The sequence below is a fragment of the Pseudomonas sp. Pdm06 genome (assembly GCF_014851795.1).
In the GTDB taxonomy this organism is placed as follows: Bacteria; Pseudomonadota; Gammaproteobacteria; order Pseudomonadales; family Pseudomonadaceae; genus Aquipseudomonas; species Aquipseudomonas fluorescens_AA.
In genome coordinates this window covers 128335-145429 of the sequence record NZ_JACVAH010000008.1, presented here as the reverse complement: position 1 = coordinate 145429, position 17095 = coordinate 128335, and the positions used below count along the sequence as shown (strand labels likewise).

The following is a 17095-nucleotide window of genomic DNA, read 5'->3' as shown; positions in this document are numbered from 1 at the left end:
TTATCTCGTGTCCAATGTCGTTGCCGATCACCTTGTCTTGCTTGACCACTTGCGCAGCATCCTGGTCGCCGTGGGTGAGGCCGAACAAGTGCCCGAAGAAAGCCACGCCTTGTTCCTGGAGCGCTTCGACGAGTTGCGCGCGCAATTGCCCGTCGACCCGATCGAAAGCCAGTACCTGGGCCAGGACCTCCTGTGCCAAGTGATCGTGCGTTACCCACAGATCGCCCACCTGGTGCCTCGCGACCTGCTCTGGTACTTCGCCGGTGACTGCCTGCACTACATGCCTGACGAAGAAATCGCCCTGTACCAGGCCCTGGAAGAACGTCGTTTCGAAGCCGAGCAAAACGACGAGCCTTTCGACTGGAACCAGGAAAAGCAACTGCTGGCGATGTCGGACCAGGACAGCAAGCACTGATTGCGATCCGTCATGCAAAAGGCCCGCACGGTTAAACCGGCGGGCCTTTTTTTGGCCTTGCCCAAATGTGTTGCCTGGACGGGCCTCATCGCGAGCAAGCTCGCTCCCACACTGGCTGCGGTTGATCATGACTTTCTGTGGGAGCGAGCTTGCTCGCGATGGGGCCCGTCAGAACAACCCGTCACTTTCCGGCAACTCATAGTGCGCCGCGACCTTGCTGGAACGCCCTCCTCCCGCCACCTTGTTCAAGGTCGGCTCCTTCGCCAGGCACTCCACCAGATAATCAATGAACACCCGCAGCTTCGGCGGCAGGTAGCGGGTCGGCGAATGCAACAACCACAAGCCACCGTGGTACGAAGCGAGGAACGTCCAGTCGGCCAACACCTGCACGATCAACCCCTGTTCCAAGGCGTGACGGGCGGTGAAATACGGCAGGCTACCGATGCCGATGTGCTGCAAGACCGCCCCCAACCGTACCCCCGTGTGATTGGCCGCATAGCGTCCGCGCACGCCTACGGTGACCGACTTGCTGCCTTTCTTGAATTTCCAACGCGCGTCATTGGGCGTTTCGCCCAAGTAAATGCAACTGTGCTCCAGCAAATCGTGGGGATGCGTGGGAACACCGTGTTCCGCCAGGTATTGCGGCGTGGCGCAGAGCAGGTGGTCAATGGTCAGCAACTGACGCCCTACCAGCCCGGCTGATGGTTGATCGGTAATCCGGATGGCCAGGTCCACGTGATCATCGATCAGGTCGACCGGCCGATCCTCCAGGAACAACTCCACATCGACCTTCGGATAACGGCGCAAAAATTCAGGCATGTGTGGATGAATCACGAAACGCCCCACGGCCTTGGGCACGCTGACGCGGATGCGCCCTTCCGCTTCCTGGGTGAACTGGCCGCTGATCTCCATCACTGACCGAGCGGCGGCGACCATCTCCTGGCAGCGCTTGAACACCTCTTCCCCGCCATCGCTCAAACGCAACTTGCGGGTGGTGCGCTGCAGCAATCGGGTCGCCAGGGCTTTCTCCAGGCGAGAAATGCTGCGGCTGATGGCCGACGGCGATGAGCCTGACTGGCGGGCCGCTTCGGAAAAGCTGCCGGTCTCCACGACCTTGACGAAGACCGCCATTTCGGCGAGCAACGGCAACGGTAGATTTGTGCTCATGACGCAACAGTCCTTTGAAATTTGAACGGATTATCACCCTTTTACACGCTACCTATAATCCCGTCACAATTTCTGATGTGGATATGGACCATGACGCTTCGCCTTTTTTTCCATAGCGATGACCTCAAGGCCAACGTGGAAGTCCTGGACTGCAGCCCCCAGGAAAACGAATTCGCCGTGGTGCTGCGCGCCACCCTGTTCCACCCCCAGGGCGGAGGGCAGCCCTGCGACACCGGATGGATCGACGACGGCCAAGTACTGCGCGTCGTTCAGGACGGGCAACAGATCATTCATTACGTCGACCGCCCAGTAGCCCCGGGCATGGCCACGATCCGCGTGGATGGGCAACGGCGACAATTGAATTCACGCCTGCACTCGGCCGGGCACCTGATCGGCCATTTTGCCGAAAGCCGTGGCTGGAAACCGATCAAGGCCCACCACTGGCCCGGCGAAAGCCGTGTGCAATTCCAGCCTGGGGAAAACCCTCAGGAGCTGGACAGATCAATCATCCAGCAAGGCATCGATGAGTGGATTGCCGAGGATTTGCCTCGCCTGATCGCATTGCGCGAAGGCACGCGAGAAGTCGGTTTCGGTGAGCTGTCCGCCTATGGCTGCGGCGGCACTCACGTACGGTGCCTGCAGGAACTGGGAACAGTCACCATTGCCTCGCTTTCACAAAAGAAAGGCACCTTGTCGGTTCACTACCACGTGGACTGATACCCGCCGTGGCCCGCGGCTCTCGGGCCTACTCGACCTAGACGGATCGGCCCCCGGTCCTTGGCGTCGAGTACCTCGATCAGCGGCGCGTTCTGCTTCCCAGGTAACCCTTCATGTTTCTCCACACCCCACCACGGGAAAGGCTCTTTCCCTCATGGGCCGGTTTCTTCGCGCGCTCAAAAGAGGCACACCATGTTCGGTTCACTCAAACTGCAAAGACTGCCCCCCCTTCAGTTGCCCATAGTGTTCACTCCTGAGGCCTGGCAGCGAGCAGTACTGCTTGAGCATTCAAATCACTCTGAAAAACGGCTGTTCGATCGACTGAGCAACGTATTGCGCGCAGCTTTCGAAACTCGCCGGGCCTATCCACACAACCCCTATGTGGTCTTCGAGGTCGCCCAAATCGGATCAACGGATCACCCACACCACGCCCCGTTGCTGCAACTGAGCCTTAGCCTGATCCACGAGCCAGACCAGCCTGAGGCACTGCTGATAGCGCTTGCAGGAGAACACCAGCGCTAAGCCGTAAAAAATATACACCACGGGGTGATCCTGATTTTTTCGTCGCAAGGCGGCCCTCTTTCTCATGTAAATCTGTCACGGGAAAAACACGCAAAAGACAAATTATTGACGGTCACCTGATCACCAATTTTCCTTCCGTCACTTTTTAGTCGTTTTTTTTGTTTGAGGCGTGGCGCTTTGCCATGCTTGGACTACCTTCAAAAAGAAGCGAGAACAAGGCAGGGTCAAATCACCCTTCAGACGACCTGATTGACATCGGTCTCCTTGCTCGACAACCCGGATATTCCGGTTCCCATAAAGCTTTTTCGTAAGCTGCCTGCCGTTCGGTCAGGCCGGTGTAATGCGCCCGTTTGCTTGTAGCAACGAGGCCTGTGCCCGGACCGCTGAAGGGTTGGATGAAATAGAAGGGGCAGCCCGGGCCTCTCAAGTGATCCGTGGCACTGGTTAAGCCTAAGGATGGCCTCTCTATCGAGGATCACTTCATGACCCAGCGCACCGCCCCCGTTTTAAAACATTTCATTCATGGCCTGTTCTGGATGGGCCTTGGCCTGGATGCGGCTCAGGCCGCTGCGGCAAATTGTTCGCAACTGGACAATCTGCCGGCGACCTTCGAGGTCGGCCAAGGGCTCCAGAGCGAACTGCGTATCCTCGCACCCGTGACGAAATTGGCTGTCGGCGACCCGAAAATTGCCGATGTGCAACCCAGTGGCAGCGATGCCTTCATCCTCACGGGCCTGGCGCCCGGCGCCACCAGCCTGATGGTCTGGACCGACTGTTCGAAAATACCGCGCCAGAGCATGGTCTTTGTCAAAGGCCGGGCCACTGAGGCACTGACGGGCGCTGCGAGCATGCCTTCCGAAGACCCGATGCTGCTCGCCCAGGTACAGACCGACATCCGTTTCGTTGAAGTCAGCCGGACCAAGCTCAAGGAAGCCTCGACGTCGATTTTCGGCAGCCGTGGCAATTTCCTGTTCGGCTCGCCGAGGACCTTGCCCACCATCGGCGGTGTTGTCCGGCCTTCATTGCCGGTCAATAACGACATGTTCAACCTGTCTTTCGCCACCGGTAAGACCCTGTTGATGATCAACGCCCTGGAAGGCAGCGGTTTTGCCTATACCCTGGCGCGGCCGAGCCTGGTGGCCCTCAGCGGGCAGAGCGCGAGCTTCCTGGCCGGCGGCGAAGTGCCGATCCCGGTACCCAGTGCCGGCAGCGACAATGTGTCCATCGAGTACAAGGAATTCGGTATTCGCCTGACCCTGACCCCCACCGTCATCGGCAAGAATCGCATCGCCTTGAAGGTGGCACCGGAAGTCAGTGAGCTGGATTTCACCAACGCGGTGAACATCGCCGGGACATTGGTGCCAGCACTCACCGTGCGCCGTACCGATACCAGCATCGCCCTGGCCGATGGCGAAAGTTTCGTCATCAGCGGCCTGATCAGCACCCGCAACAGCGCCCAGGTGAACAAGTTTCCAGGACTGGGCGACGTGCCGATTCTCGGCGCGTTCTTTCGTGACAACTCCATCAACCGCGAAGAGCGCGAACTGCTGATGATCGTCACACCGCACCTGGTCCAACCGTTGGCGGCCGACGCGCAACTGCCGACCTTGCCGGGTGAGCAACTGCGCAATTACGACCCGAATTTCTACCGTATGTACTTCCTCGAACATGGCGAGTTCGACAACCGCAGCGGGCTTTCCCAATGAGCCGGCGCCTGGTGTGCAACGCGTGCGACGTCCAACGGTTCGCCAAGGGGTATTCCATGAAAACAGTGATCGCATTAGCGGCGACCTTGATGCTTGCCGGTTGTTCCAGCAACGCCGTGGTGGCTTCACGCACGGCCGATTGCGCCAAGCCCGGAGCCGACCAGGAACTGGCCTTGAACATGGCGGAAGACATGGCCAACGAGGGCCGCTTATACGCCAGCCTGGCGAACCTCGAACGCTTGCCCGAAGACTTGGTCCAGGTCCGCCTGCGCAAGGCACGGGTACTGCGCCTGATGGGCCGCAACGAGGCCGAACCGCTGTACAAAAGCCTGCTGGGGACATGCCTGGCCGCTGACGGTGAACATGGCCTGGGTCAGTTGGCGGCTGCCAAGAATGACAACGCGGCCGCGACGCAATACCTCGAACACGCCGCGAAAATGGCCCCGACCGAAGGCAAGATCCGCAATGACCTGGGGGTTGTCTACCTCAATCAGCGACGCATTGCAGAAGCCCGCTTCGAGTTCATGACCGCCATGGAGCTCCAGCAGTCCGACACGCTGGCCGCGCTCAACATGGTGACCCTGCTGATTTATCAGGACAACTGGAAGCAGGCCGCCGAGCTCGCGAACATGGCCAAGCTCAGTCCCCAGCAAGTGGCAGATGCCCAAGCCCGTGCGGAAAAAATCAGGGGTTCGGCCTCTCAGGCAGCGATGTCACCCGCCAACCGCCTGACCGAGGTCGTCGATGCTTCAACCGGCGCAATCAAGTAGAGCGTTACGAGGAGTTCAAGAAATGATGACCAAACAATTGATGATCGTGTGCATGGTGAGCCTGTCCACCGCCGCCTGGGCCATTGAGCCAGGCCCCTCCTCGGCCGCACAGCAAGGCACCGAGAGCTGGATGCAACTGCAGATTCGCGGCGTGGTGGCCTCCACCAACCTGCAAACCGCCTCGGCCGCCGAACGCGAGATGGCCATGCAGCGTTGGCTCAACAGCTTCAACTACCCGATCCCGGAGTTCTTTGACCAGGACTCGGGTGGAGAAATCACCAGCAGCAAATGAAACACGCGGCAAACGAAAGACCACAGCCTCCGGGAGTGCCTACATTGGATCGAATGTAGGCACTCCCGGAGGCTGTGGTCTTTTGGTTTGAACGGTCGGCAGATCACAGGAGCAAACCTGTAGGAGCGAGCTTGCTCGCGAAGGCGGACTGACAGCCAACACCTTCATTGACTGAACCACCGCTATCGCGAGCAAGCTCGCTCCCACAATGGGGCTGTGCTGAGCACAAGAGACTCATGAACACCCACAATGGGACTGTGCTGAGCACAAGACTCATGAACACCCAGAATCACTTGTGGGAGCGAGCTTGCTCGCGAAGGCGGACTGACGGCCAACACCTTCATTGACTGACCCACCGCTATCGCGAGCAAGCTCGCTCCCACAATGGGCCGGTGCTGAACACAAGACTCATGAACACCCCAGATCACTTGTGGGAGCGGGCTTGCTCGCGAAGGCAGACTGACAGCCAACATCTTCATGGACTGACCCACCGCTATCGCGAGCAAGCTTTGCTGCCACAGGTTCTGCTCAAACAGATGGGGTGTACGACCGCGAGAGCCAGGTCGGCTACTAGGCCGCCTCGGGGTGGATGTTGATCTCGGGCGCCCCGTTAACCACGATGGCCGAACGTAGGCATTGCGTAGTGGGCATCCCGGCATGGATGCCGGGATAGCCGCGCTGGGCCATGGATGGCCCTTCGCGGCGGGCCCACGGAGCAATGCCTTCGTTCGGGCATGCCGAGCCTGGGCGAGGCACCGAGTGGTGGGGCAAAAAGCGCTTTGCTAACTTTCGCCTGGGCCGGCTTCCGGATTTTCGAAAGTGAGTCGCCGTCAGGGCGAAACCCTAAGCAGCCGTTACCGCAGCAATGGATATGTACTCAGTCAACAAGAGCAACTCCAGCCGTCAGGCCGCCTTCGCGAGCAAGCCCGCTCCCACAATGGGCCTGTGGTGAACACAAGACTCATGGACACTCACCGGTCTACATATTCCCGAAGGCCCTGAACACGCCGATCATGGCCGGGCCGATAGCGACCAGGAAGAAGCTCGGCCACAGGCAGAAGATCAGCGGGAAGATCAGCTTGGTGCCGATCTTGGCGCCCATTTCTTCCGCGGCCTGGGTACGCCGGTCGCGAAACTCATCGGCGTAGATCCGCAGGGTATCGGCCACGCTGGTGCCGAAACGGATACTTTGCGCCAGCAGGCTGACCAGGCCCTGGATATCCTCCAGGCCGGTGCGCACGGCCAGTTGCTTGAGCGCCTCGGTACTGGTGATGCCCGCCCGGATCTGCGCATTGACCAACGCCAGTTCCTCGGCCAACTCAACCTGGCTGACCGACATCTCTTCAGCCACCCGCTCAATCGTCGTGGGCAAGGCCAGGCCCGACTCGACACAGACCACCATCAGGTCCAGTGCATCCGGGAACGCCGCGCGCAGCCGGCCTTGGCGCGCCTGCTTGCGTTTGCCGACGTAGATCGCCGGCAGCAACCAGCCGATACCTGCGATGAGGGTTACCGCCAGTAGACCAATGGCCACTGAAACCTTGACCATCGGCAGCAGCAACAACGCAATGCCGACCAGCAACAACGGCAACATCAGGCGCACGGCCCAATACATCTGCACCGCCGAGGCAGACCGGTAACCGGCGTGGGTCAGCAAGGTCTGGGTGGCGGACGTGTGGGCCTGGTCGGTCGAAGCAAAGCGCTGGCCGACCCGCTCCAACAGCAGCTGCAGGTTACTGGGCGCCTCCTGCCCCACCGTGCTGCCAGCGTAACCGCGCTTGATCAGCGCCAGGCGCCGCTGCACCGGATCCTGCAGGCCCAGCATCAATAGCAGGAGCGCGACGGCCGCCAGCACTGTGCTGAGACCAATCGCAGCGATGAACAACAGGCGTGCCAGTTCTTCGTTACCGGTCAACCGACTCAACAATCCGAGCAAAAAGTCCATGACTGAAACCTCTCGGCGCAACAGCGCTTAAACCTGGATCCGGATGATCTTTCTTATCCAGAAAATCCCGATCAACATGGCGCAGAACGCGCCGATGATCAGCTTGTGCCCTATGGGGTCATTGATCAGCACGGGCATGTAGCTGGGGCTGGTGAGCACGATGGCGATCGCCAGCACGAACGGGATCGCCACCAGCACCCACGCCGACATGCGCCCTTCCGCCGACAACGTCTTGATCTTGCGCTGGAACCGGAAACGCCCGCGAATCAGCCGACTCAGGCGCTCCAGCACTTCAGTCAGGTTGCCGCCGGTCTCGCGGTGGATGAGGATCGAGGTCACCAGCATCATCACCGTCATGCTCGGCATCCGCTCCAGCAGCCCGAGCATGGCCCGGCGCACGTCGTTGCCATAGTTGATGTCGGAAAACGTCATGCCGAATTCCTGGGCGACCGGCCCCTTGTGCTCCTCGGCGACCAGACGCAGGGTTTCATTGAACGGGTGCCCGGCGCGCAAGGCCCGGCACATGGCGTCCAGCGCATCCGGCAAACCTTCCTCGAACGCGGCGAAGCGCTTGTTGCGGTCACGCAGGATTTTCAACACCGGCGCCCAGGTCAGTGCAAATGCCGCCAGCAGCGCCATCCACCAGACCGGCGAGACCATCAGCACCAAGGCACCGGCCGCCACCCCCAGGACCAGACCGAGCAGCATGACCCGATAAGCCCGGTATTCATGGCCGGCCTGCTCGATCAACTGCGTCAGGTTGGCCATGAACGGCAGTTGTTCCAGGCGGGCTTCCAGGGGGGACAGGCGCGTCAGGTATTTCTGCCGCAACACGGTTTGCATGTTGGGCAAGTGGTTGGCCTTCTCCAGCACATGCAGGCGCCCGCGAATACGCTTGCGCATCTTGCCGGCTTCGCCGAACACCGGCACCACCACGCCCTGGGACAGCAGGAACACGGCGATGAACACCATGCCAAGGAAAATCAGGATGAACTCGCTGGGGATATTGTTCATGACGTGCGGCCCTCCATCCACTCAGGGCGAAACAAGGTCAGCGGCAACTCGATGCCGCGCTTGGCCAGCACATCGCGGAAGGCCGGGATCATGCCGCTGGGCCGATACTCCCCGAGCACCTCGCCGTGCTCGCCGATGCCCTGGCGCACGAAGGAGAAAATTTCGGTCATGGTAATGACCTCCCCTTCCATCCCGTTGATCTCCTGCATGCTCACCACGCGTCGCTTGCCGTCTTCTTGACGCTCCAGTTGGATCACCACATCGATGGCCGAGGCAATTTGTTGACGCATGGCCTTGATCGGAAATGTCGCCCCGGTCATCGACACCATGTTCTCGATTCGCCCCAGCGCATCCCGTGCGGTGTTGGCGTGAATGGTGGTCAGCGAACCGTCGTGGCCGGTGTTCATCGCCGTGAGCATGTCCATCGCCTCGGCACCACGCACCTCACCGATGACAATCCGGTCCGGGCGCATGCGCAGGCTGTTTCGCACCAATTCCCGCTGGCTCACCTCGCCACGCCCCTCGATGTTCGACGGCCGGGTTTCCAGGCGTACCACGTGGGGCTGTTGCAGTTGCAGCTCGGCCGAATCCTCGATGGTGACGATGCGCTCGTTGTGGGGGATGAAACTGGAGAGCACGTTGAGCATGGTGGTCTTGCCACTGCCGGTCCCGCCGGAGATCAGCACGTTCAGGCGCCCACGAACAATAGCCTTGAGCAGCAAGGCAATGGCCGGGGTCATCGTGCCGACCTGGATCAGGCTGTCGGTATTGAGCAGGTCCACCGCGAAGCGCCGGATCGACATGCTCGGACCGTCGATGGCCAGCGGTGGGATGATCGCGTTGACCCGCGAACCGTCCTTGAGCCGGGCGTCCACCAACGGTGAAGACTCGTCGATACGGCGCCCCAGGCTGGACACGATGCGGTCGATGATGTTCAGCAAATGCTGATCGTCGCGAAAACGCACGTCGGTGCGTTGCAGCTTGCCGAAGCGCTCGACATAGACCGAGGCAAACCCGTTGACCAGGATGTCGGACACGCTATGGTCGGCCAACAGCGGTTCCAGCGGCCCGAGGCCGAGCACTTCGTCGGTGATCTGCTTGATGATCAATTGCCGGCTGACGGTACTCACTGGCGCCGAATGTTCCTCGAGCAGGCGCTGGCAGATATCGCGGATCTGCCGCGTGGCCTCGGCCTGCTCGAGGGCATCGAGCAACGACAGGTCCATGACCTTGAGCAGTTGCTGGTAGATCTTTTCCCGCCATTCGGCCTCCACCGGCGTGACCTGGCTGCGGGTTTCATACAGCACGTCCGGGATGGCCTGCTCCCAGGCCATCAAGGCGTCCGTCGGGTCCGGCAAGCCATCGCCGGGCTGGGCGCCCGCGGCGGCACCAGGTTTGGCGGGCTGTTTGCGCAAGCGGTTACGAAAGTCGCTGATCATGGGTCATCCCCCGAAGAAACGGTTGAAGGCACGTTTAAGCAGGCCCTTGTCCGTGGCCATCTGGTGACCGACCAGGTCTTCGGTCAAATCGCGCAGGGCAGCGGTGATGGCCGCCTTCGGCGCATGCAGCCCCAACGGCACGCCAGTGTTCTGACTCTGGCTGACCAGGTTGAAGTCATTGGGCAATTTCGACAGGTTCGCGCAGCGCAGGGCCTCGCCGATGTCCTTGAGGCTGACGGCGGCGTTTTTGTCATAGCGGTTGATCACGATCTGCAACTGCTCCCCGCGCACGCCCAGGTCTTCGCGAAGGATCCGCACCAGAGCGCTGGCATCACGCAGGTGGCTGACGCTCTGTTGCACCACCACGTACACCCGGTCCACCTGTTCCAGTACCGAACCGGTGAGGTGATCGATCTGCCGCGGCAGGTCCACCACCACCCAGTCATAACTGGCGCGGGCCAGTTGCAACAGGGCGTCGAGCTGTTCGGGTTGGGCATCCTGGGGCAGGCACAACTCACCGGCCCGGCCTCCCAGGACGTGCAGGGTCGGGCTGAAGTGGCTGCAAAAACCCCGTAGCGCGACACTGTCCATCTCATCGATCTGCTGCAGCACTTCCAGGTGGCTGTGGGACTGCGCCACGTCCAGGTAATGGGTCACGCTGCCAAATTGCAGGTCCATGTCCAGCAACAGCGTATTGCCTGCCCGGGCGCTGAGCTGCTGGGCCAGGTTGCACGCCACCAGGGTTCCGCCGGAGCCGCCCTTGGCGCTGATCACCGCGACCAGCTTCCCTTCGTTGCCGTTGCCGAGACGGACTTCCGCCACCAGGCGATTCAGCGCCGCCACCAATTCCGTGTCGGCGATGGGTTCGGGCAGCACATCCCGGGCACCGGCCTGCATCGCCAGGCGCATGCCTTCCTGCTCGCCCAAGGGACCGCACACCAGCATCGGCGGACGTTCATGGGCCGGACGTTGCAGCAAGGCTGACAATTCCTCGCGCCACAGGTGACTGACGCGCAACAGCAACAGGTCGGGCATGCGGTCCAGGCCGTAGAGCGGATCGACATGCCCATTGCTCACCAGGCGCGTGCTGACTTCCAGGCTTGGCATGCGCTGGCAGACGCATTGCAGGTCGCGCAGGGACGTGGCGTCGCGGCTGCTGATCAGTATTCGCAGCCCGGCTTTACCGGTAGCGGTCGAGAGCGGATTTTCCCTGGTGTTCAGCATGGTGTGATCTCCCCGGAATCGGAATGACGCCCAAGGCTTTCGCGTGGCAAGGTTGCCCTGAACGTGGGCAAGGTAATGGGCACGCCCAAGCCGGGAATGAACAGGTTGAAAACAAAGTTCTGCACGCTCAGCCGGACATAGCGAATGGCTCGAAAGCCGGTGGCGCCGGACGTGTCGGTGGGGTTCGCTACCACGGCACCGTTGACGTCCAGGTAGGTCAGCGCCAGGTTCGAGGTCGCCAGGTTGCTGATCAGTTGGCTGGTGCCGGCGTCCGTCGCGGCGTTGAAGATGGCCCGGCGCAAGACCACCGGATCGCTGACATTGCACACCGCCGCCAGCCGCGCGCCACGGCGCGCCGCTTCATCCAGCGCATTGACCGTGAAGTACAGCCGGCCCATTTCCACCACGCCGAACAGCAGGATGAACACCAGCAAGCCCACGAAGGAAAACTCCACGATGTAAGTGCCGCGCATGTGCTTGTGATTCATCACAGCGCCCTCATGACAGTGGTCGCCACCAACTGGATGCCCAGTGGGATGGCATTACCGAAGAAACCTGGGATCGAACCCGCGCAGTTGCCCGCGCCAATCACCGGGCAGAAGGTGTAGGTAATGGTGACGCGCACATGATCGATGCCCTCGGCGGCGACCTGCACATTCGCCGTGGTCAAGCCTGACACCACGGCGGTTCCCGTCGCGCTGGGCACGCCATACACCGCAACGTTTTTCGTCTGGGTCAGGAGCGTGCTACCCAAGGCGACGGCGCCAAGGGTGGAGTTCCAGGCCTGGCTGGCGACGAAGCGGTCGGCATCGCGGCTGGCCTGCAACAGTACGTTGTACTGGTAGAGCATGCGGCCGAACTCGCCGAAGGCCAGCAGCAGCAACAGCAACAACGGCAGCACCAGGGTGAACTCCACCAGCGCCACGCCTTGCTGGGCTTGCGCGGGTTTGAACTGAGAAAGTCCCATGACGCCTCCTACGAGTCAGTGCTCGGAGTGCCGCTGCCGTTGAGATAGGTTTTGTAGAGCTGGATGATCTGCGGGCCGGCATCGGTGGAGGGCGTAGGACCGGGTACGTTGTCGCCTTCGCACTCCTTGACGAACTGGCCGAAAACCAGCGAGTCCGAGCCCCCGCCATCCACCGGCTGCACAACGAAGTAGCAGCCAAACCCCAGGACCGGAATCGAGGTGGAGCCGCCCTGCTTGCCGGTGCAATTGCCAATCACGATCTTCAGCATCCGGCGCTCGAAAACCCCGTTGCTTTGGCAGCCGCTGGCGCCCCCCGCCACACAGGCGGCGACCTTGGCCCGCCAGTCGTTGTAGTCCTGTATCGCCTCGCCGCCCGCCGAAAGATCGCCGTTGCTCGAAGTGACGGCTTTGCCTTTGTATTGCGCCTGGGAGAGCGCATCGTTGTAGGTGATCGCCGGAGTGCCTGACGCCGTGACCAGGTCCGGTGGGTAGTCCGAAGAACTGACCGGACCATTGTAGATACCGAAGCGCGTGTTCAGGCCTTGGGAAGTGGGGCCGGCTTTATTGCCCGGCGCCGTCTGGACGTTGCTCCCGACACTGCGGCAAACCGAGCCACCACCGGCCAGGTCCTCCCGGACCGCACTGCCGCCCGAGCCGAAATCCAGCAATTGGAAATTGCCCGGCCCAATGGGCGATGTGTTCCCCGCCGCCGTTTTCAAGACCTCCAGATCGCCAAATTGGTAGCCCCAGAAGTTGCCGGCGCCAGGGTTGTATTGAGTGGGATCGCCACACACCATCAACGGCGCCAAGTCACAAGGCGAGGTGGGGCTGGGACCTGCCGTTGCAATCGCCGCCACGCGCTTGTTGCCCAAGCCGGCGCTGCCCATCGTTTGCACGAAACTCCAGAAAAACCCGTTCAATTGATAACTGGCCACCGACACCCGCACGTATTTGGCATCGCTAGGCCCGGGATAGGAGAACGGGCCATAGACGCTGCTGGACAGTTCCACCACGGCAAACGCCCCCGGGTTGCCGGCAACCGCGGTGGCCAGCTCGGTGTTGCCTGAGGCGTTGGCATTTCTGTTCAGCGTGTCCAGGGCCGCCGCGCGGGTGGTGCTGGCCATGTTGATGCCGCCACTCACCTGGCTCAGGGTCTTGGCGCCGCCCAAGGCCGCGGCATCCACCGCATTTTGCAGGCGCGTCTTGTTCAGCAGCATGTGCCCGCCATCCAGGGCCAAGGCCGCCATCATGGAAATCGCTACCAGCGCGATCACCATCAGTACACTCACCGCCCCTCCCTGGCGCCGGATATTGGCATTCATCATCGAGCCCTCATCTACAACGTTTGAGGATCGGCATCGCCACGGCCCGGGCGGGCCTGGCATGGAGGCGTCACTCAGCGGACATTGATCACACTGCTTTCAACGCCGCGGATCAGCGTGATCGCCCCGCCTTGCGGCTTGGCACTGCGCTGCACCACAGGTTTTGGCACCGGGGCGGCCGCCATCGCCATGACCGGCGCAGGGGCTGGCGGCGCAACGGCCACGGCCTTCTTCTCCAGGTTCAACGGGTTGCGCAAGGCCAATTGCAGCTTGCCTTCGGTTTGCGCCGTGACCAGCGCTTCGGCTTCGGTAACCGACATTTCCAGGGTCACGGCCCGTACCACAACCGGCTGGGTCTTGTCGGTGCCCGCCGTCTGGTCCACCGCCAGCACCCGCAGGTTTTCCAGGATGGTCCGGGACGTGGCGCTGTTGCTGCCGGCGCTGGTGGTCTTGGTCGCCAGTACATCGACCCGGTTGCCCGGCAAGAGAAAGCCCCCGACGCCGACCACATCATCCACGCGGACCGAAATGGCGCGCTTGTCCGGTGCAATCAGCGAAGCCAGGGTGCTGCCGCCCAAGTGCTCACTCAGACGCGCGCCCCGCACGATGTCGCCGCGCAGGATGTCGAAGGTGGCGATCTTGCCCACGGCCTGTTCGCTGGCATCGAAAGCGTCGTCCGGGATCGTGTCCATGGGCATGCGCACCGTGGTGACTTGCTGGGCCTCGACCATTTGCCCGAAGGGGATTTCCACCGTGGCGACCACCACGCTTCGCAAATGATCATCGGGGGACGCGTTGAGTCGTGCGCTCAGCCAGGAGTCAGCCATCCATGCGGCACCAAGGCCCATTACCAGGGAAACGCCTATCAGCGGAAGCGTACGAGAGCTCATGTCGGTATCTCCAGATCAAAGGAAGTCGAGCTGAACGAAATAGTTGTGCCAGGCCCATTCCAGCTCTTGCGGCAACAGGGGGCCGGAACCGCCCAGGTAACGCTGGCGGTCGAGCGCCATGTTCAACAGGTCACGGGGATGGCAAGGCACCAGTGGCATGCCTTCGCTTGCATACAACCGCTGCAGGACATAGCGCACCAACAGCACGTCATACGGGATGCCCAGGCGCTCGCACTCCTGGCGCCAGATGCGTTCGTAATCCTCGGGCTTGAGGTAGCCGAACTGCACTTTGTAGCCAATGCGCCGCAGGAAGGCCTCGTCGGCCAGTTCGAGGGGATTGAGGTTGGTGGAAAACACCAGCACCAGGTCGAACGGCAGTTCGCAATGCCGACCGCCGCCCAGGTTGATGAAATCGCGCTTTTCCTCCATGGGCACGATCCAGCGATTGAGCAACTCAGCGGGGGCCATGCGCTGGCGCCCCATGTCATCGATGATGAACAGGCCGTTGCTGGCCTTGAGCTGCAACGCCGCCTGGTATTGCCGGGTGAACGGGTCGTAGCGCACGTCCAACTGCTCCATGCTCAGCTCGCCGCCAGTGATGACGATCGGGCGTTTGCAGCACAGCAGCCGGCGGTCGATGCCTTCGTTGAGCATCAGGTTGTTCGCTTGGCCATTGTCGTCCAAGCGCTGGTGCACCTGCGGGTCGTAGATCTCGATCACCGACTCGTTGATGACGATGGCATGGGGCACCCAGATGGCCTCGGCGAACAGCCGGATCAATCGGCTGCTGACATAGGTTTTACCCGTGCCCGCCGGCCCGTAGATCATGATCGCCCGCCCGGAATTCAGGGCGACGCCCAACTGGTCGAGCATGCCTTGGCTCAGCACCAGGCCGGCCAAGGCCTGGTTCATGTCCTTGGCGGTGATGCGACCGTGGTGGATGGTCTGGATCTTGATCAGCGAGCGATAAGTACTCACCGGGAACGGCGCCGCGCCGATGTAGCCACTGCGGGCCAGGGCATCACGGGCCGAACTGCGGCCGCGCTCGGTGAGGCCATAACGCAGCGTCTGCCCACCGGTTTGCCCCAACTGGCCCAGCACTTCGACACGACCGTCCTTGCGCAGGAACGCCAGGACTTCCTCCAACACCGCGCCGGTCAGGGCCAGGCGCTCGACCAGCCGCGACATGTCCAGCACACCGGCGTCATGCAGATGCTTGCACACCAGTTCACCCAGGAAACTGTCGGTCAGGCCTGTGTCGCGAATGGTACATGGCTGGGGTGCCAGGCGTTGCACCGCTTCTCGTTCGCTGGGGTAGGCATCGCTATCGTTGATGACGTGCATGACTAGACTCCCCAGCCGCCGGCAACCAGTTGCCAGTAAACGCTGTTCAAAGTGCCGATCAGGATCGCAATCGAATAGGGAAAGGGTTTGCCCGCCACTTCATCCGAAGTCGGCGCCAGATAGGCCTGGGCTCGTACAATCAACCAGTAGCGTCCCAGGGTCTGGAGCAGTTGGCCGCGGGCCAGGACGATCAGGAAACCGCACACACCGCCGGCGATCAGGCTGAACAGCGCCGCCCACAGTGCGTAATGAAAAGGCAGGAAGCTGCCGACCATGGTCATCAGCTTGACGTCACCGGCGGCCATGCCACCGACGGCGTACATGGGCAGGAACAGCGCGAAACAGATCAGCATGCCCAACAGGCTGTCGCCCAGGCCACCGATCCCGCCGGTATACACCTGGCCGGCCAATCCCAGGGCAAGGCCCAACAGGACCAATGTGTTGGGGATGCGGTGGCGAAGCAGATCGCTCACCACCGCCACCCCCAGCAGTCCTAGCAGCAGTACCGTCGACACCAGCAGTTCCATGGACATGATGCGTCTCCCTGGGGGGATTTTCGTTAGCAGGCGACGTTGCTATTGACGACCTGGCACAGTGCCCGGATCTTGGTATCCACGGCGCCGCCCAGAAGGACGAAGGCCGCCGCTACCAACACCGTGATCAAGCCTCCCGCCACCGCGTATTCAACGATGGTCAGGCCGTCTTCATCTTTGGCGAACTTGCTGATCGAGTTGCTTATTGTCTGGAGAGTCATTTCATGAACCTCACGCGGGTCAGAAGTACTGTTACGAACTTGATTGGAGGGGACAGCGCGAAGTCCATTTGATTGATTCGTTGTACTCACTGCAAAAGAGTCGCAAACGGTTTTCCTTGAAAGTGACCGTGCCCCCTTCACTGCAAGTTGCCGCTGTCAGCAGGCAACGTTGCCGTTGACCGCCTGGCACAGCGCACGGATCTTGGTGTTCACGGCGCCGCCCAGAAGCACAAACGCGGCGGCCACCAACACGGTGATCAACCCACCGGCCACGGCGTATTCCACAATGGTCAGGCCATCTTCATCTTTGGCGAACTTCAGCACCGAAGCCTTGATTGTTTGAAGAGTCATTTCGCACACCTCATCGGGTTGTTTATCAAGGGCAGTACATTGCGAACTGCCTGATGCAACCCTAGTCAGCAGGTGGTCAGTGCCGTTAGGAGGATTTTGCACATCGCTAGGATTTTTTTGCGCCGGACAGGAAAGGCGCCGGAGCGGGAAATCCAGCACTGGGACACTGCGAACGGGCGTCCCATGACGACGGATGGCGCTAAACGATCGGACTTTTATAAAAATTTATTCGGCGAAATGATGGCACAGTGGCAAT

General features: G+C 61.3%; 19 protein-coding genes. 6 read left to right on the top strand and 13 right to left on the bottom strand.

The window, feature by feature from the left end; genetic code table 11:
- Positions 1 to 7 precede the first annotated feature (7 nt).
- Entirely contained in the window at positions 8 to 415 is a 408-nt protein-coding gene (locus IB266_RS15060) for a PA2817 family protein (RefSeq protein WP_003204309.1), read from the top strand.
- A gap of 168 nt (positions 416 to 583) precedes the next feature.
- On the opposite strand, the gene IB266_RS15055 is transcribed toward IB266_RS15060, so the two are convergent.
- Positions 584 to 1582, bottom strand: coding sequence for a LysR family transcriptional regulator (locus tag IB266_RS15055; RefSeq protein WP_060741212.1), 999 nt, complete (start codon positions 1580 to 1582; stop codon positions 584 to 586).
- A gap of 90 nt (positions 1583 to 1672) precedes the next feature.
- Here IB266_RS15055 and IB266_RS15050 point away from each other — a divergent pair, with 90 nt between their 5' ends.
- The 5 genes from IB266_RS15050 (at position 1673) to IB266_RS15030 (ending at position 5589) form a co-directional block, all read left to right on the top strand.
- The gene (locus tag IB266_RS15050) at positions 1673 to 2299 is read left to right on the top strand and encodes an alanyl-tRNA editing protein (protein ID WP_192261650.1); all 627 of its coding nucleotides are present in this window, start codon (positions 1673 to 1675) and stop codon (positions 2297 to 2299) included.
- A gap of 192 nt (positions 2300 to 2491) precedes the next feature.
- Positions 2492 to 2821 (top strand): hypothetical protein, encoded by a 330-nt coding sequence (locus IB266_RS15045; RefSeq protein ID WP_192261649.1) that lies wholly within the window; start codon positions 2492 to 2494, stop codon positions 2819 to 2821.
- Between the two features lie 482 nt (positions 2822 to 3303).
- Positions 3304 to 4527: a type II and III secretion system protein family protein gene (locus IB266_RS15040; protein ID WP_060741210.1), complete on the top strand. Its 1224-nt coding sequence runs from the start codon at positions 3304 to 3306 to the stop codon at positions 4525 to 4527.
- Positions 4528 to 4583: 56 nt separating this feature from the next.
- The gene (locus IB266_RS15035) at positions 4584 to 5297 is read left to right on the top strand and encodes a hypothetical protein (protein WP_192261648.1); all 714 of its coding nucleotides are present in this window, start codon (positions 4584 to 4586) and stop codon (positions 5295 to 5297) included.
- Positions 5298 to 5319: 22 nt separating this feature from the next.
- Positions 5320 to 5589 carry a DUF3613 domain-containing protein gene (locus IB266_RS15030; protein WP_060741209.1) on the top strand — a complete coding sequence of 90 codons (270 nt, stop codon included), beginning with the start codon at positions 5320 to 5322 and terminating at the stop codon, positions 5587 to 5589.
- A gap of 979 nt (positions 5590 to 6568) precedes the next feature.
- Here IB266_RS15030 and IB266_RS15025 read toward each other — a convergent pair.
- From IB266_RS15025 to IB266_RS14970, 12 genes are all read right to left on the bottom strand, one after another.
- Entirely contained in the window at positions 6569 to 7534 is a 966-nt protein-coding gene (locus IB266_RS15025; protein ID WP_103310913.1) for a type II secretion system F family protein, read from the bottom strand.
- Positions 7535 to 7561: 27 nt separating this feature from the next.
- Positions 7562 to 8548 carry a type II secretion system F family protein gene (locus IB266_RS15020; RefSeq protein ID WP_060741206.1) on the bottom strand — a complete coding sequence of 329 codons (987 nt, stop codon included), beginning with the start codon at positions 8546 to 8548 and terminating at the stop codon, positions 7562 to 7564.
- Positions 8545 to 9987 (bottom strand): CpaF family protein, encoded by a 1443-nt coding sequence (locus tag IB266_RS15015; protein WP_192261647.1) that lies wholly within the window; start codon positions 9985 to 9987, stop codon positions 8545 to 8547. The genes IB266_RS15020 and IB266_RS15015 overlap by 4 nt, the downstream gene beginning before the upstream one ends.
- A 3-nt stretch (positions 9988 to 9990) precedes the next feature.
- A complete protein-coding gene (locus IB266_RS15010) occupies positions 9991 to 11211 on the bottom strand; it encodes an AAA family ATPase (protein ID WP_192261646.1) in 1221 nt (406 codons plus the stop codon).
- On the bottom strand, positions 11205 to 11699 hold the full coding sequence (locus IB266_RS15005) for a TadE family protein (protein WP_060741203.1): 495 nt from the start codon (positions 11697 to 11699) through the stop codon (positions 11205 to 11207). Before IB266_RS15005 ends, IB266_RS15010 begins: the two co-directional genes overlap by 7 nt.
- Positions 11699 to 12178: a TadE/TadG family type IV pilus assembly protein gene (locus tag IB266_RS15000; RefSeq protein WP_192261645.1), complete on the bottom strand. Its 480-nt coding sequence runs from the start codon at positions 12176 to 12178 to the stop codon at positions 11699 to 11701. Before IB266_RS15000 ends, IB266_RS15005 begins: the two co-directional genes overlap by 1 nt.
- An 8-nt stretch (positions 12179 to 12186) precedes the next feature.
- A complete protein-coding gene (locus IB266_RS14995; RefSeq protein ID WP_192261644.1) occupies positions 12187 to 13503 on the bottom strand; it encodes a TadE/TadG family type IV pilus assembly protein in 1317 nt (438 codons plus the stop codon).
- 71 nt (positions 13504 to 13574) lie between these two features.
- A complete protein-coding gene (gene cpaB, locus IB266_RS14990; RefSeq protein ID WP_192261643.1) occupies positions 13575 to 14390 on the bottom strand; it encodes a Flp pilus assembly protein CpaB in 816 nt (271 codons plus the stop codon).
- A 15-nt stretch (positions 14391 to 14405) separates the two neighbouring features.
- Positions 14406 to 15734, bottom strand: coding sequence for an AAA family ATPase (locus IB266_RS14985; RefSeq protein ID WP_192261642.1), 1329 nt, complete (start codon positions 15732 to 15734; stop codon positions 14406 to 14408).
- 2 nt (positions 15735 to 15736) lie between these two features.
- Positions 15737 to 16267 carry a prepilin peptidase gene (locus tag IB266_RS14980; protein WP_072406384.1) on the bottom strand — a complete coding sequence of 177 codons (531 nt, stop codon included), beginning with the start codon at positions 16265 to 16267 and terminating at the stop codon, positions 15737 to 15739.
- Positions 16268 to 16293: 26 nt separating this feature from the next.
- Positions 16294 to 16488 (bottom strand): Flp family type IVb pilin, encoded by a 195-nt coding sequence (locus IB266_RS14975; RefSeq protein WP_060741197.1) that lies wholly within the window; start codon positions 16486 to 16488, stop codon positions 16294 to 16296.
- Between the two features lie 156 nt (positions 16489 to 16644).
- The gene (locus IB266_RS14970; protein ID WP_008070254.1) at positions 16645 to 16839 is read right to left on the bottom strand and encodes a Flp family type IVb pilin; all 195 of its coding nucleotides are present in this window, start codon (positions 16837 to 16839) and stop codon (positions 16645 to 16647) included.
- Positions 16840 to 17095 lie beyond the last annotated feature (256 nt).

Coding starts and splice junctions, on each gene's coding strand:
- IB266_RS15055 (WP_060741212.1), bottom strand. CDS start 1,582: ATGAGCACAAATCTACCGTTGCCGTTGCTCGCCGAAATGGCGGTCTTC.
- IB266_RS15050 (WP_192261650.1), top strand. CDS start 1,673: ATGACGCTTCGCCTTTTTTTCCATAGCGATGACCTCAAGGCCAACGTG.
- IB266_RS15045 (WP_192261649.1), top strand. CDS start 2,492: ATGTTCGGTTCACTCAAACTGCAAAGACTGCCCCCCCTTCAGTTGCCC.
- IB266_RS15040 (WP_060741210.1), top strand. CDS start 3,304: ATGACCCAGCGCACCGCCCCCGTTTTAAAACATTTCATTCATGGCCTG.
- IB266_RS15035 (WP_192261648.1), top strand. CDS start 4,584: ATGAAAACAGTGATCGCATTAGCGGCGACCTTGATGCTTGCCGGTTGT.
- IB266_RS15030 (WP_060741209.1), top strand. CDS start 5,320: ATGATGACCAAACAATTGATGATCGTGTGCATGGTGAGCCTGTCCACC.
- IB266_RS15025 (WP_103310913.1), bottom strand. CDS start 7,534: ATGGACTTTTTGCTCGGATTGTTGAGTCGGTTGACCGGTAACGAAGAA.
- IB266_RS15020 (WP_060741206.1), bottom strand. CDS start 8,548: ATGAACAATATCCCCAGCGAGTTCATCCTGATTTTCCTTGGCATGGTG.
- IB266_RS15015 (WP_192261647.1), bottom strand. CDS start 9,987: ATGATCAGCGACTTTCGTAACCGCTTGCGCAAACAGCCCGCCAAACCT.
- IB266_RS15010 (WP_192261646.1), bottom strand. CDS start 11,211: ATGCTGAACACCAGGGAAAATCCGCTCTCGACCGCTACCGGTAAAGCC.
- IB266_RS15005 (WP_060741203.1), bottom strand. CDS start 11,699: ATGAATCACAAGCACATGCGCGGCACTTACATCGTGGAGTTTTCCTTC.
- IB266_RS15000 (WP_192261645.1), bottom strand. CDS start 12,178: ATGGGACTTTCTCAGTTCAAACCCGCGCAAGCCCAGCAAGGCGTGGCG.
- IB266_RS14995 (WP_192261644.1), bottom strand. CDS start 13,503: ATGATGAATGCCAATATCCGGCGCCAGGGAGGGGCGGTGAGTGTACTG.
- cpaB (WP_192261643.1), bottom strand. CDS start 14,390: ATGAGCTCTCGTACGCTTCCGCTGATAGGCGTTTCCCTGGTAATGGGC.
- IB266_RS14985 (WP_192261642.1), bottom strand. CDS start 15,734: ATGCACGTCATCAACGATAGCGATGCCTACCCCAGCGAACGAGAAGCG.
- IB266_RS14980 (WP_072406384.1), bottom strand. CDS start 16,267: ATGTCCATGGAACTGCTGGTGTCGACGGTACTGCTGCTAGGACTGCTG.
- IB266_RS14975 (WP_060741197.1), bottom strand. CDS start 16,488: ATGACTCTCCAGACAATAAGCAACTCGATCAGCAAGTTCGCCAAAGAT.
- IB266_RS14970 (WP_008070254.1), bottom strand. CDS start 16,839: ATGACTCTTCAAACAATCAAGGCTTCGGTGCTGAAGTTCGCCAAAGAT.